Here is a 12,716-nt window from a genome sequence, read left to right as displayed (position 1 = left end):
CGCGCGGCATCGTCACGGCGCGCGGCGGCATGACCAGCCATGCGGCGGTCGTGGCGCGCGGCATGGGGCGCCCCTGCGTCTCGGGCGCGGGCGAGATCGCCATCAATGAGAAGGCCGGAACCTTCACCGCGCGCGGCCGCACCTTCAAGGCGGGCGAGGTCATCACCATCGACGGCGGCAAGGGCGAGGTGCTGGACGGCGCCGTGGCCATGATCGAGCCGGAGCTGACGGGCGACTTCCAGACCCTGATGGGCTGGGCCGACGGCATTCGCCGCCTGAAGGTCCGCGCCAACGCCGAGACCCCGCTGGACGCCAAGACCGCGCGCGGTTTCGGCGCCGAGGGCATCGGCCTGTCGCGCACCGAGCATATGTTCTTCGACGAGGCCCGCATCGCCGCCGTGCGCGAGATGATCCTGGCCGATGACGAGGCGGGCCGCCGCGTGGCCCTGGCCAAGATCGCCCCGTTCCAGAAGGCCGACTTCGTCGAGTTGTTCACCATCATGAGCGGCCTGCCGGTGACGGTGCGTCTGTTGGACCCGCCGCTGCACGAGTTCATCCCGCACACCGACGCCGACATCGACGCCCTGGCGGCGACGCAGGGGCTGGACGCCGCCAAGCTGAAGCGCCGCGCCCGCGAACTGCATGAGACCAACCCCATGCTGGGCCACCGCGGCTGCCGTCTGGGCGTGGCCTATCCGGAAATCTACGAGATGCAGGTCCGCGCCATCCTGGAGGCGGCGCTGCAGGTGAAGGCGGCCTCGGGCGTCGCCCCGATCCCGGAGATCATGCACCCGCTGGTCGCCCTGGGTCTGGAGATGAAGTATCTGCGCGAACTGACCGACCGCACGGCCAAGGCCGTCTTCGCGGACGCCGGGGACAGCGTGGACTACCTGGTCGGCACCATGGTCGAGCTGCCGCGCGCCGCCCTGCGCGCCGCCGATCTGGCCGAGCATGCCGAGTTCTTCAGCTTCGGCACCAACGACCTGACGCAGACGACCTTCGGCATCAGCCGCGACGATTCCGGCCACTTCCTGCAGGCCTATCTGGACAAGGGCATCTTCGAGACCGACCCCTTCGTCCGTCTGGACCAGAACGGCGTGGGCGACCTGATCCGCATCGCCGAGGAGCGGGGCCGTTCGGTCAAGCCCGGCATGAAGATGGGCATCTGCGGCGAACACGGCGGCGACCCGTCGTCGATCGCCTTCTGCGAGACGGTCGGCCTCGACTACGTCTCCTGCTCGCCCTACCGGGTGCCGATCGCCCGGCTGGCGGCGGCGCAGGCCGCGCTGAGCGCACGCTCGGGCGAGGAGCGTGAAAAGGACCGCTGAGGCCCTTTCAATCGACGACAAGAGAAGGGCGATCCGAAAGGGTCGCCTTTTTCATGTCGTAAAATAGTCATCCTTGGCGGAACGCGGTGTGTGCTTCTGTTCGCACAGTCATAGACTGCTGTATCAAGCACAGGGAACGGCGCTGTGCGCTTGAGCTTTGTTTCTCCGCAAGGTGGTCAGGCCCGGCCTGTTCATCACAATAAGGAGTGATTGAAGCTCATGCGTAACGTTATTCTCGCCGCCGCCGCCCTTTCTGTATTCGCCCTGCCGGCCGCGGCCCAGGTCGTGCAGCCGGGCGGCCCCACCTATTACGGCACGCTCGGCTATTCGCAGCTGGACCATTCGGATGGGAACCTGGGCGCCGTCACCGGCCGTCTGGGCGCCAAGTTCAACCCCTATTTCGGCGTCGAGGGCGAAGGCTCGATCGGGGTGAAGGACGACGACTTCACCATCGCCGGCGCCAAGGGCAAGATCGAGCACGACTATGATCTGGCCGCCTATGCGGTCGGCACCCTGCCGGTCACGCCGAACTTCGAACTGTTCGCGCGCGGCGGCTACGGCACCACGCAGATGAAGGCCGAACTGGCCGGCGTCGAGCGCAAGGCCGACGGCGAAAGCTGGAACTACGGCGTCGGCGCCAACTACTACTTCGACGGCCAGAACGGCCTGCGCGGCGACTGGACCCGTCGCGACTTCACCGACGACGGCGGCGAAGTGGACGTCTACTCGGTCAACTACGTCCGTCGTTTCTGATCCGATTCCCGGCGGATCGGTTGGGCGCGCTCCCCGGCGGAGCGCGCCCTTTCTTTTGCGTCATTTGGGTAACGATGTGTGTGTCTTTTGCGTAACTCGTGTCGTGTTTGGTCGCTTCGCCTATGGAACGAGTGTGGCGACGCAACCATTTAAGCTTCGTTGGATGGGGCATGTGATCACAGAAGTCACATCATCTAAGGAGTATGAAATAATGCGTAACGTTCTTCTCGCCGCCGCTGCTGTGTCTGTTCTCGCCGCTCCGGCGTTTGCTCAATCGAACCCTGAGCCGCGTGGCTATGGTTCGCTGGGTTACACGCACATGGAAGGCGATGCGGCCCAGACCGGCGCCGTATCCGGCCGCCTGGGCGTCAACCTGAACCGCTATCTGGCCGTGGAGACCGAGGTCGGCGTGGGGGTCAAGGACAAGGACATCACCGTCGCCGGCGTCGACGGTCAGATCAAGCACGAGTGGGACGCGGCCGGCTATGTCGTCGGCAAATATCCCGTCGGCGACAAGTTGGAGCTGTTCGCTCGCGGCGGCTACGGCCACACCGAGCTGAAGCAGGAGCTGGCCGGCTCGGAGAGCAAGGTCGGCGGCGACAGCTGGAACTACGGCGTCGGCGCCAACTACTACCTGGATGGCGTCAACGGCGTCCGCGCCGACTGGACCCGCCGCGACTTCCGCGACGACCGCGGCGAGGCAGACGCCTATTCGGTCAGCTACATCCGCCGCTTCTAAGCGCGGATGGTCTGAAACGACGAAGGCCCGCTCCAGTCGGAGCGGGCCTTTTTCGTTGGTCGATTTTTAGGCGGTCAGGCGACGCCCGGCGCCAGGGCCCAGCGCAGCGACCCCTCGCCGAAGGGGCGGATGAAGAAGTCGCGATAGCGTTCGAACACCTCGATGATCTTCATCTTGAGGTCTTGAGTCACCGACTCGCCGCGTTGGCGTTTCAGCGCCGCGACGCAATTGATCACCATATCCTGATGGGCCGAACCGCCCATGCGTTGCAACACCGTGGCCACATCGTGCGCCAGCGGATCACTGAGTTTTTCAGCCCAAGGCGAAGCTGTCTGAGTCATTCGGGCGCCGTCCCCCCCTGCTTCTCGACGCGTTACGGTTTGCAAAAATTTCCGAACAGTGCAAGCGGCGCCGGAAATATTGATTCCTGATCAGGGCGATCAGGGGCGCTTTTGCACAAAAACCGTGCCCGCAGAATAGCCTGCGCCGAAGCTGCAGATCAGGCCCGTCTCGCCCGGCGCGAAGCCGTCGTTGTGCAGGTGGAAGGCGATGATCGACCCGGCCGAAGAGGTGTTGGCGTAGTCGTCCAGGATGATGACGTTCTCGCTCGGCTCGGGCTCGCGACCCAGCACCTTCTTGCCGATCAGGGTGTTCATGTTGATGTTGGCCTGGTGCAGCCACAGGCGCTTCAGCCCGTGCGTGTCCAGGTCCAGCTCGGCGGCGTGATCCAGGATCATGGTCGAGACCATCGGCACCACCTCCTTGAACACCTTGCGGCCCTGCTGGACGAACATCTTGTCGGTCAGGCCGTCGGACGAGACCGGCTCATGCCCGTCGGTCGGCAGGGCGGCGCGGTTCAGGAAGCCGAAATTGTTGCGGATGTTGTTGGAGAAGCTGGTCTGAAGTTTCGTGCCCAGAATGTCCCAGCCGCCGGGTCCGGCCTGATCCTCGGCCTCGATGATGACGGCGGTGGCGACGTCGCCGAAGATGAAGTGGCTGTCGCGATCCTTGAAGTTCAGGTGCGCCGAGCAGATTTCCGGGTTCACCATCAGCACGGCCTTGATCGAGCCGGAGGCCACGAAGTCCGCCGCCGTCTTGATGCCGAAGGTGGCGGAACTGCACGCCACGTTCATGTCGAAGGCGAAGCCCTCGATCCCCAGAGCCTGCTGCACTTCGATGGCCATGGCGGGGTAGGGGCGCTGCATGTTCGACGCGGCGCAGATGACGGCGCCGATCTCGCTGACCGGCTTGCCCCAGGCCCTGATGGCGTCCTCAGCGGCCTTCACCGCCATTTCGGCCAGGATGGACAGTTCGTCGTCGCCGCGCGCGGGCAGGCTGGGCAGCATCCGCTCGGGGTCGAGGACGCCCGACTTGTCCATGACATAGCGCGCCTTGATGCCCGAGGCCTTCTCGATGAAGGCTTCGGACGAAGGCGTCTTGGCCTCGATTTCTCCGGCGGCGATGGCCTCGGCGTTGGCGGCGTTCCAGCCTTCGGCCCAGGCGTTGTAGGCGCCGACCAGTTCCTCGTTCGAGATCGACTGTTCGGGCGTGAACAGGCCGGTGGCGGAGATGACGGCTTTTTGCACTGTGTAGTTCCCTGACGCTCGGCGCGCGGCGCCTCGCTGCATGAGGGAACATGGAGTCCCCGGCGCTCGACAAGCCTTATGTCGGCGCCTCGCGGCGAAGTTCGGGCGCCTCGCGGGCCGGACTCAGTCCGTTGCGATGACGAACGTCCTCAATAGGCCGGGGGAGGGCTGCGGTCGAGACTGGCCTTTATGCCGCGCCACCAGCGATTGATGCGGCCGCGCGGCGGGGCGGGCAGGGGATGGTCGCGCGCGGCGATCAGGGCCTCGACCAGATCCTCGGCCTCGCACGGCCAGCCGTCCGGCGTGACATAGACCGGATAGCCGATCAGGGCGGCGTGGATGAGGCTTTGCAGGCTGGCGCGGCGCGTGCGGCGCTCGAACGTCAGGCGGTCGTCGGTCAGGCCCCATCCGGCATAGAAGGGGCGGCCATAGACGCTGACCGGCTTACCCCGCATCAGGGCCTCGAACCCGGTCAGGGAGGTCAGGGTCGCCAGCCGGTCGCAGGCGTTCAGGCAGTCCACGATGTCCAGATCGTCGGCTGAGGCGTCGACTTCCTCCATCGCCGCATGGTCCAGCAGGCCGGGCCGGTTGCCCGCCGTCACGTCCGGGTGGTTGCGATAGATCAGGAAGGCGTCGGGATGATCCGCCCGCGCCGCCTTCACCAGGCCGGAGTTGGTGCGCAGGTCCGGCCCGCAGCCCATCATGATCGAACGGTCGTTCTCGACCTGACCGACGACCAGCAGAATCGGCTTGTCCTTGGGCCAGTGCGCCGGGACGCCCGCCCCCTTCAGATTGTATTTCGACAGGCCCGCCTCGACCACCCGAACACGAAGCGCCTCGGCGCGCGCGGCCTGATCCGGCGACGGCTCGCCCGCCTCGATCAGGCTCTCCAGACGGCTGGGCCGGGTCGGGTCGTAATAGACGCCCTGATCGTCCAGGGCGACCGACAGGGCGCCGAAGAAGTCGGAGCCCAAGCCGCGCGAGCGGATGAAGCCGTCCTCCATGCGCACGACCGGCCCCTCGAAGGCGTCGGCGGCGGCGCGGATCTGCGGCGTCTCCTTGCCGGCCCACCAGATCAGCTTGCCGCCCGTGGCCCGCGCATGGGCGACGGCGGCGGATGAGCGCCAGAAGTAGCGGACGCGGCCCTTTGGCGAGTTCAGCAGGCGGCGCACCGGCGGCCGTTTGGCCGGGGCGAAGCCGACGGCGGCCCAGTCGCCCGCCAGCCGGTCGGCCCGGACGCGCAGGGCGATCAGCCGTTCCAGCGCCTGTTCAGCCTCGCACCGCTGGCCGGTGACGGGATCGACGTAGCGGGTGTAGGCGATCAGGGCCGCCGCCGCGATCTGCTCCAGATCGCGCGCTGCGCCGCGCCGTCCGGTCTGCACCGCATCGGTCGTCAGCCCCCAGCCTGAATAGAAGGGCGCGCCGAAGCAGCGCACGGGCAGGCCCCGCAACAGCGCCTCGAACCCCAGCGCCGATGTCACGACATAGACCGCGTCCACCGCCGCCAGCAGGTCGGCGGGCCGCACGTCGTTGTCGATCAGGGTGACGCCATTCAGTTGATCCGCCGGGATGCAGCCCTGCTTGCGTCCTGCGGCCACGGCAGGGTGGCGTTTGACGATCAACTGGGCGTCCGGCTCGTCCCGCCGCGCGGTCGCCAGCATGTCGGAGAAGCTGGCTTCGGTCGCCAGCCCATAGCCGATGGAGGCGTCGCCAAAGGTCTGGTCCACGATCAGCACCCGGCGGCCGGGTTTCAGCAGGTCAGGGGCCAGCGGCCCGCCCATATTGGTTTTGGACACGCCGGAGGCGACGATACGGTCGATCAGGCCCCGCGCGCGGGCCTTCATGGCGACGTCGCACCAGTCGGGGGCGGTCTGGATCAGATGCTCCAGCCGACTAGGTCGGGTGGCGTCGTAATAGACGCCCAGATCGTCGACGATCAGGCTGAGGCTGGTCGCTCCGCTCTCGCCGATGCCGACCGAGCGCAGGAAGCCGTCCTCCAGCGCGATGTAGGGTTTGTCGTGCTTCGCCGCCCAGCGTCGGCCCGCCTCTGCCGTCGGCTTCATGCCCCAGCCGAGGACGGCCTCGATCGACGATCCCGGCAGGGCGGACAGGTCGTAATCGGGCAGGAAGGCGGAGAGGAACGGCACCTTCAACACCCCCGGCGCACAGACCCAGGCGCGGGTTTTCGACGGGGGCGGAAGCGGTGCGGTCATGGGATGGTGTCTACGGTTTGTAGAGTCAGGGCGCCACCCCATGCTTCCTTCTCCCACAAGGGGAGAAGGGATTACAGCGCCGCCAGCAGCGCCTGCGCTTGTTGCAGATGCAGCCGCTCCACCATCTCGCCCTCGACGCGGATGACGCCCAGCCCGGCGGCTTCGGGCGCGGCGAAGGCGGCGACGATCTTGCGCGCCCATTCGATCTCGTCGGGCGACGGGCCGAACGCCGCGTTCGCGCCCTCGATCTGCGACGGATGGATCAGGCTCTTGCCGTCGAAACCATACAGCCTGCCTTGCACACACTCCGCCGCGAAGCCCGTCTCGTCCTTGATGCGGTTGAAGACGCCGTCGATGACGCTCAGGCCGTTGGCGCGGGCGTGGGCCACGATCGCCGCCAGCCACGGTTTCAGCGGCTCCCGATCCGGCGCAGGGCCGGTCTTCAGATCCTTGGCCAGATCGTTGACGCCCAGCATCAGGCCGCTCAAGGCCCCGTCCGCTTCGGCGATGTCGCGCAACTCCACCAACGCGCGCGGCGTCTCGATCATGGCCCACAGGTCTACGCCGGGACGCAGCGCCGCCGACAGGGCGTGGACCATGGCCGCGCTCTCGACCTTGGGCGCGACGATCAGGTCGACCGGGGCGTCATGCAGGGCCTTCTGGTCGTCGGCGCCCCACGGCGTGTCCAGCCCGTTGATCCGCACGCCGAGGCGCGGGCCGAAGCCGCCTTCGCACGCCGCCGCGACGGCGGCCGCGCGGGCCTCAGCCTTCATTTCAGGCGCGACGGCGTCCTCAAGGTCCAGCACCGCCACGTCGCAGGGCAGGGCGCGGGCCTTCTCGACCGCTCTCGCATTCGAGGCGGGCAGGTATAGGACGCTGCGCGCGCGCATCAGACCTTGCCCGTGACGGGGATCAGGGCGCCCGTCACGGCTCGCGCCTCGGGCGAGGCCAGGAACAGGATGACGGCGGCCAGATCGGCGGGCGCGACCCATTTGGCCGGATCGGCGTCGGGCATGTCGGCGCGGTTGGTCGCCGTGTCGATGATGGAGGGCAGGACGGCGTTGACCGTCACCGAGGTCGACTTCAGCTCTTCGGCCAGAGCCTCGGTCAGGCGGTGGACTCCGGCCTTGGAGGCGGCGTAGGCGCCCATGCCGTGCCCGGCCTTGATCGCGCCGTTGGCGCCGACGTTGACGATGCGGCCCTCGGTCGAACCTTTCAGATGGGGCAGGGCGGCGCGGCTGGCGTTCAGCGTCGTCTTGACGTTGAGGGCGTGCATCCGGTCGAATTCGTCGCCGTCGCCCTCCACCGGGCTCCAGACGAAGCCGCCGGCGATGTTCAGCAGGGCGTCCAGACGGCCGAAGCGGGCGACCACGGCCTCAATCGCGGCCTTGGCCTGGGCCGCGTCGGTCAGGTCGACGCCGCCGACCTCCAGCACGCCGTCAGGGACGACGTGGCCGCTGGCGTGATCGATGACGGCGACGGTCCAGCCGGCGGCCTGCGCGGCCTCGACCACGGCCCGCCCCAGGGCGCCGTGCCCGCCGGTGATTGCTGCAACCCGTTCGCCCATCGTCTCGCTCCTGAATGGTTCGGCGCGGACCATAGCGTCGCGCGTCGCGGGATCAATCGGCGATCAGGCGTCCCACAGCCGCGCGGCGCCGCGCACGCCCGAGGAATCGCCCCATCTGGCCGGAACGATCCGCCCCTCCCAGCTGTCGGAGAAGACGTAGCGCGCCACGATGTCAGGCAGGCGGTCGTAAAGCTCGACCACGTTCGACATGCCGCCGCCCAGCACGAAGACCTCCGGGTCGGTCAGGTTGACGATCATGGCCAGGCCTCGTCCCAGCCGGTCGATGTAGCGGTCCAGCGCCGCAGCGGCCTGGGCGTCGCCTGCACGCGCCGCGTCCACGATCGCCTGCGCCGTCCATGCCCGCCCGGCCGCGGCTTCATGATCGCGCTGGAAGCCCGTGCCGGAAATCCAGGTCTCGAGACAGCCGCTCAGGCCGCACCAGCAGGCGGGGCCGGGCGCCTCCTCCGCCGAGGGCCACGGCAGGGAGATGTGGCCGATCTCGGCGGCGACGGCGTGCGCCCCCTCGACCAGCTTGCCGTCGATGACCAGCCCGCCGCCGCAGCCGGTGCCCAGGATAACGCCGAACAGGCTGGCGGCGCTCGCGCCTGCGCCGTCGGCGGCCTCGGACAGGGCCAGGCAGTTGGCGTCGTTGGCCAGCCGCACTGGGCGGTTCAGCGCAGCCTGCAGATCGTCGGCCAGAGGGCGGTCGTTCAGATAGGTGGAGTTGGCGTTGCGGATCAGCCCGGTGCGCGGCGAGGGCGAGCCGGGAATGGCCAGGCCGATCGATCGCGCCGGTCCGGCCTCGGCCTCGACTCGCGCGATCAGGTCGGCGACGAGGTTGAGGGCGGCGTCATAGGTTCCGGGATTCGGCTCGCGGATTCGCGCGGCGAAGGCCCCGGACGCATCCAGCGCCGCCGCCTCGATCTTGGTGCCGCCGAAGTCGACGCCGATCCGCATCAGGCGCCGAACACCTTGGCCATCAGCCGTTCCAGCGCCGCCGCATCCACAGCGTCGAAGGCGGCCGTCTCGGTCGCGTCCACGTCCAGCACGGCGATCAACCCGCCCGCCGCGTCCAGCACCGGAACCACGATCTCGCTGGCCGAGCGGCTGTCGCAGGCGATGTGGCCGGGGAAGGCGTGGACGTCCTCGACCACCTGGGTTTCGCGCGTCCTGGCCGCCGCGCCGCAGACGCCGCGCCCGAACGGAATGCGCAGGCAGCCCAGCGTGCCCTGATACGGACCGACGACCAGTTCATCGCCCTTGGCCGCGTCCACGACGTAGAAGCCGGTCCAGAAGAAGACGGGGAAGGCGTCCGCCAGCATCGACGCGACCGTCGCCATGCGCGCCGTCAGGTTCGGTTCGCCGTCCAGAACGGCCAGGATCTCGGCCTCGACCTCGGCGTAGCGTTCAGCCTTGTCGGCGGGGCGGTCGTCACGGGCGACGTAGGACATCAGGTGGGGCTCAACGCAATCTAGGGAACGGTATAGTCGCCGCAGTCAGGCAGGGGCGCGTCGGGAACATAGGCGTTCGCCGCCGGATCGAAAGTGAAGACGCGGCGCACGCTGCATTCGGCGTCGACGGCCTTGACCAGATCCTTGGGGGTCAATGGCGGCTTGGCGAGGGAGTCCTCGTTGCGCGACACCGGGCCGGGGAAGGTGGTCGCGGTCGAAGCATAGGTCAGGCGCGGCGGAAATGCGTCGCCCTCGGCCTTCAGTTCGGCGTTGAACTCATATTCGTCGTGGCAGGCGCCGGCGCGCTGCTTCATGTCCTCTTCGCCGAAGCAAGCGCGGATCATCAGCGACCCGGACATGGGAACGGTCAGCATCTCCTGCGGCGCCGCGCCCGGCGTGAACCGCACCAGCGTCCGATAGGACGACATGCCCCCGCCGCCCGAATACATGGCCTGCAGCTCCATGTCGGCGCCGAGGATGACGTCGTCGCTTTCCGCGCGACGCAAGATGGCGCTCGGTCTCCAGAAGCCTTCCGAGTTCTCGCTCTCGATGAGGTGTGAGGCCACGGGCGCCCGGCCGCCGGGCAGGCCGTCATAGAGGCGCAGCACCTGACGCTCCTGGGTCTCGTCCGTCTCGATCAGGGCGCACCAGCGGCGATCGACGGTGCAGGCGGGGATGGCCTCGCCCTGAGCGGCGGCCGGAATCGGCTCCAGAGCCTCGAAGGCGGGCTCCGAAACGGAGGCCAGGGCGGCGCTGAGCAAGAGGATCATGAAGCGTGTCTCGGCATCTGGTCAGAGAAATGACTTTAACGTGGGAGCGTGCCGGTCATCAAACAAACGGGAGTTTGGAACGCGACTAGAGCCTCTGGAGTATCGGTGTTGCGCGAAATCCGTTTTGGTTGTTCCTTGAGGAGGCGGAATAAACCGCGGGAGGAAGCAAAATGAAATTTTCCAATCTTGGTGTTGGTTTGATTGTCGTGGGAGGCGTGGCGCTGGCGGCTACAGTATCCTTGCAGTCGGCGGCCCCGGCTGTCGCTAAAGATGTTGTCAGGAGCGAGTACGCTCGGTGCTTTTTGGAAGGGCGAAATCAGTGCCTTCCTCGCACCCCCGGGGGAATGGTCTATCTGCCTAGTCCTGATACGCCGGAGGCTATTGCTTTCGATATGTGCTTGGCTGAAGTCGAGCAGCGCTGCACTGCGCTATATGGCGCGCCTTGATCTGCGTCGGCGGCTCCGCCAGGGGCCGCCACTTCAAGGCCGACGATCTGAAAGAACCTGCATTCAGGGTGGTAGGCCCGGAGGGAGAGCCTCTAGGAACCCCTCAGGTGCCGGATTTCCTAGGTTCTAGCGGCCTTCGGTAGAGTTATGTGTCACACTTTTGGTGCCACAGGCAACGAACTTCTAGCGAAGCTTGCGCCGCAAGCTCTGCCTTGAAGTGTGCCATGTCTGCGGAGTAGATTCTTAGAGAATCGGAGGGGTGTGATGTTTCGAGGCGTTCAGGCGCATAGTGGCGTAGTGGTTATGATCGCCCGTGTGCGTGACGATGGCTTTATTGAGTTTCTTGGTAGTGGATTTGCCGCGCACTCAAGTGGGTATGTTCTAACGGCTGCCCACATTTTGGACTTAACAGCCAAGTTGGTTGTCACTTCCGCGCCTCACGTAAACACTTTCGCCCCACGGACTGCTTCGCGCGTTGAGTCAGCAGCAGCTATGGTGGCTCAGTATGATGCCGTAAATGATGTGGCATTGCTTAAGGTCACTGACGTGGTTTCGATTCATGTTCCACCTCAATGGGCTGGGCAGGGAATGACAGTCCCGTCGGGGTCTTCAGTCGGCATCTTAGGGGTCCCTTTTGGCGACCGGGATATGCACGTTCAGAAGATCACTGCATCAATCATTGCAGGAAAGAGCACGACGGATCAGGGAGCTCACCAGCTACACATAGATGCCAATCTGCATGAGGGTAACAGCGGTGGCCCGGTAATCGCGCTCCAAACTGGACAGATTATCGGCATTGTATCCGGGCGTTTCAGCCCGACAGGCAGCAAGCCTGTGGCACGTATTGGGAACTTCGCACTAGGCCAAGATAGTACGCTCTCATTCGCAACTCCGATTGAGTTTGGGATCGCGTTGCTGAAAAGCGGAGGGGCTCGATGTCTGAGGAACTCGATGAAGTAGAAGTCGCAACCTTTATCAACCGCTCAGTGTCTGCTGTTAACCGGCCTCTGGCTCTGAAGGCTTTGGCAGCATCATCCCAGAAAGAGCTGGAAGAGATCGGGCTAATGATGGCTGGTGAGCTCCCAGCTTCCGGTTTTGTGGTTGGTGTGGGGGCTCCTGGCAGCAAGGCTGGAGGATTGTGGTCTGCAGTTTTAGATCAGACTTATCAGTTCTTCTGCACGGCATCAGAAGAGTATAAAAAAGAACGAACTCAAGGGATGAGTCTTTTTGAGCAGGCGGTTACCGTGATTTCAGCCGCCATAGGTGGAACCTTCACGCTTGGCGCTGGCCTTATATCAGGTCTGGCAACAGTAGCGGTGCTCACGGTCTTCAAGATCGGTCGAAATGCCTGGTGCCAATGGAAGGCGGCTCCATCCGCATAGTCGTTCCTGTAGCCTGTGGTGTTGCGCTCTTCGACAGCAAGCATGACAAGGTGTGCTTACTGGCGGAAAAGCAGGGAAACGACAGAGGCGGCAGGAAACCACGGCTCCCCTAAGCTCGGTTGACACTGCCTCGGCCTATCCCGAGGTGCTTCTGGATTTGCAGTGGGGTTAGGCCTTCCTTTGATAGCTGCCGGACCTCGTCGACTGGCACGGTGGAGGGGGCCATGGCAGCAACCCTCAGCCCTCGCTTTGTCGATGCCTGCACGCTGGTGACCTCTAAATTAAGGTCAGACTCGAACTCGGCGAAGAGGGGGATAGTGCAGGTATGAGGAGGGGGAACAAATAGGGAATATCGTGAGACCCGACTCATGATAACTAGGTTCAATCAGGCACGGAGCATGGCATGGCTGGACTGCACTGGAACGACGATGAGCTGCAGCGACGCAGCCTTAGCATCTCTGATCCAGGCGAGCAGGACGGG

Annotated in this window: 14 protein-coding genes; 6 read left to right on the top strand and 8 right to left on the bottom strand. The window is 65.8% G+C overall.

Annotation, left to right across the window (positions count from 1 at the left end):
• From BDIM_RS11985 to BDIM_RS11975, 3 genes are all read left to right on the top strand, one after another.
• A partial coding sequence (locus BDIM_RS11985) for a putative PEP-binding protein (protein ID WP_040346024.1) occupies positions 1-1,328 on the top strand: 1,328 nt, incomplete at its 5' end.
• Positions 1,329-1,547: 219 nt separating this feature from the next.
• Positions 1,548-2,081 (top strand): porin family protein, encoded by a 534-nt coding sequence (locus BDIM_RS11980; RefSeq protein WP_003165856.1) that lies wholly within the window; start codon positions 1,548-1,550, stop codon positions 2,079-2,081.
• 211 nt (positions 2,082-2,292) lie between these two features.
• Positions 2,293-2,820, top strand: coding sequence for a porin family protein (locus tag BDIM_RS11975; RefSeq protein WP_040346021.1), 528 nt, complete (start codon positions 2,293-2,295; stop codon positions 2,818-2,820).
• Positions 2,821-2,894: 74 nt separating this feature from the next.
• On the opposite strand, the gene BDIM_RS11970 is transcribed toward BDIM_RS11975, so the two are convergent.
• The 8 genes from BDIM_RS11970 to BDIM_RS16895 form a co-directional block, all read right to left on the bottom strand.
• Positions 2,895-3,161 carry a hypothetical protein gene (locus tag BDIM_RS11970; RefSeq protein ID WP_003165854.1) on the bottom strand — a complete coding sequence of 89 codons (267 nt, stop codon included), beginning with the start codon at positions 3,159-3,161 and terminating at the stop codon, positions 2,895-2,897.
• Positions 3,162-3,260: 99 nt separating this feature from the next.
• The gene (locus BDIM_RS11965) at positions 3,261-4,406 is read right to left on the bottom strand and encodes a beta-ketoacyl-ACP synthase III (protein ID WP_003165853.1); all 1,146 of its coding nucleotides are present in this window, start codon (positions 4,404-4,406) and stop codon (positions 3,261-3,263) included.
• Positions 4,407-4,555: 149 nt separating this feature from the next.
• Entirely contained in the window at positions 4,556-6,619 is a 2,064-nt protein-coding gene (locus BDIM_RS11960) for a capsular polysaccharide biosynthesis protein (protein WP_244911813.1), read from the bottom strand.
• Between the two features lie 71 nt (positions 6,620-6,690).
• Positions 6,691-7,509, bottom strand: coding sequence for an HpcH/HpaI aldolase/citrate lyase family protein (locus BDIM_RS11955; protein ID WP_003165851.1), 819 nt, complete (start codon positions 7,507-7,509; stop codon positions 6,691-6,693).
• Positions 7,509-8,186, bottom strand: coding sequence for an SDR family NAD(P)-dependent oxidoreductase (locus BDIM_RS11950; protein WP_003165850.1), 678 nt, complete (start codon positions 8,184-8,186; stop codon positions 7,509-7,511). Before BDIM_RS11950 ends, BDIM_RS11955 begins: the two co-directional genes overlap by 1 nt.
• A gap of 63 nt (positions 8,187-8,249) precedes the next feature.
• Positions 8,250-9,146, bottom strand: coding sequence for an ROK family protein (locus BDIM_RS11945; protein WP_040346019.1), 897 nt, complete (start codon positions 9,144-9,146; stop codon positions 8,250-8,252).
• A complete protein-coding gene (locus tag BDIM_RS11940) occupies positions 9,143-9,637 on the bottom strand; it encodes a GAF domain-containing protein (protein WP_040346014.1) in 495 nt (164 codons plus the stop codon). The genes BDIM_RS11945 and BDIM_RS11940 overlap by 4 nt, the downstream gene beginning before the upstream one ends.
• 20 nt (positions 9,638-9,657) lie before the next feature.
• Entirely contained in the window at positions 9,658-10,407 is a 750-nt protein-coding gene (locus tag BDIM_RS16895) for a hypothetical protein (protein WP_003165849.1), read from the bottom strand.
• A gap of 170 nt (positions 10,408-10,577) precedes the next feature.
• On the opposite strand from BDIM_RS16895, the gene BDIM_RS18315 reads away from it, so the two are divergent.
• The 3 genes from BDIM_RS18315 to BDIM_RS17620 all read left to right on the top strand — a co-directional run bounded on the left by BDIM_RS18315 (position 10,578) and on the right by BDIM_RS17620 (position 12,235).
• Positions 10,578-10,853: a hypothetical protein gene (locus tag BDIM_RS18315; RefSeq protein ID WP_211205985.1), complete on the top strand. Its 276-nt coding sequence runs from the start codon at positions 10,578-10,580 to the stop codon at positions 10,851-10,853.
• Positions 10,854-11,117: 264 nt separating this feature from the next.
• Positions 11,118-11,813, top strand: coding sequence for a S1 family peptidase (locus BDIM_RS18720; RefSeq protein WP_081461900.1), 696 nt, complete (start codon positions 11,118-11,120; stop codon positions 11,811-11,813).
• The gene (locus BDIM_RS17620; RefSeq protein ID WP_143276791.1) at positions 11,789-12,235 is read left to right on the top strand and encodes a hypothetical protein; all 447 of its coding nucleotides are present in this window, start codon (positions 11,789-11,791) and stop codon (positions 12,233-12,235) included. Before BDIM_RS18720 ends, BDIM_RS17620 begins: the two co-directional genes overlap by 25 nt.
• Positions 12,236-12,716: the final 481 nt, after the last annotated feature.

This window comes from Brevundimonas diminuta ATCC 11568 (genome assembly GCF_000204035.1).
GTDB classification, from domain to species: domain Bacteria; phylum Pseudomonadota; class Alphaproteobacteria; order Caulobacterales; family Caulobacteraceae; genus Brevundimonas; species Brevundimonas diminuta.
Note: the sequence above shows the minus strand (reverse complement) of the source record. Positions and strands in the feature narration are given on the sequence as shown.

Excerpts from the sequence above, each read along its gene's own strand:
- BDIM_RS11980 (WP_003165856.1), top strand. The coding sequence starts at position 1,548 with ATGCGTAACGTTATTCTCGCCGCCGCCGCCCTTTCTGTATTCGCCCTG.
- BDIM_RS11975 (WP_040346021.1), top strand. The coding sequence starts at position 2,293 with ATGCGTAACGTTCTTCTCGCCGCCGCTGCTGTGTCTGTTCTCGCCGCT.
- BDIM_RS11970 (WP_003165854.1), bottom strand. The coding sequence starts at position 3,161 with ATGACTCAGACAGCTTCGCCTTGGGCTGAAAAACTCAGTGATCCGCTG.
- BDIM_RS11960 (WP_244911813.1), bottom strand. The coding sequence starts at position 6,619 with ATGACCGCACCGCTTCCGCCCCCGTCGAAAACCCGCGCCTGGGTCTGT.
- BDIM_RS11955 (WP_003165851.1), bottom strand. The coding sequence starts at position 7,509 with ATGCGCGCGCGCAGCGTCCTATACCTGCCCGCCTCGAATGCGAGAGCG.
- BDIM_RS11950 (WP_003165850.1), bottom strand. The coding sequence starts at position 8,186 with ATGGGCGAACGGGTTGCAGCAATCACCGGCGGGCACGGCGCCCTGGGG.
- BDIM_RS11940 (WP_040346014.1), bottom strand. The coding sequence starts at position 9,637 with ATGTCCTACGTCGCCCGTGACGACCGCCCCGCCGACAAGGCTGAACGC.
- BDIM_RS16895 (WP_003165849.1), bottom strand. The coding sequence starts at position 10,407 with ATGATCCTCTTGCTCAGCGCCGCCCTGGCCTCCGTTTCGGAGCCCGCC.
- BDIM_RS18315 (WP_211205985.1), top strand. The coding sequence starts at position 10,578 with ATGAAATTTTCCAATCTTGGTGTTGGTTTGATTGTCGTGGGAGGCGTG.
- BDIM_RS18720 (WP_081461900.1), top strand. The coding sequence starts at position 11,118 with ATGTTTCGAGGCGTTCAGGCGCATAGTGGCGTAGTGGTTATGATCGCC.
- BDIM_RS17620 (WP_143276791.1), top strand. The coding sequence starts at position 11,789 with ATGTCTGAGGAACTCGATGAAGTAGAAGTCGCAACCTTTATCAACCGC.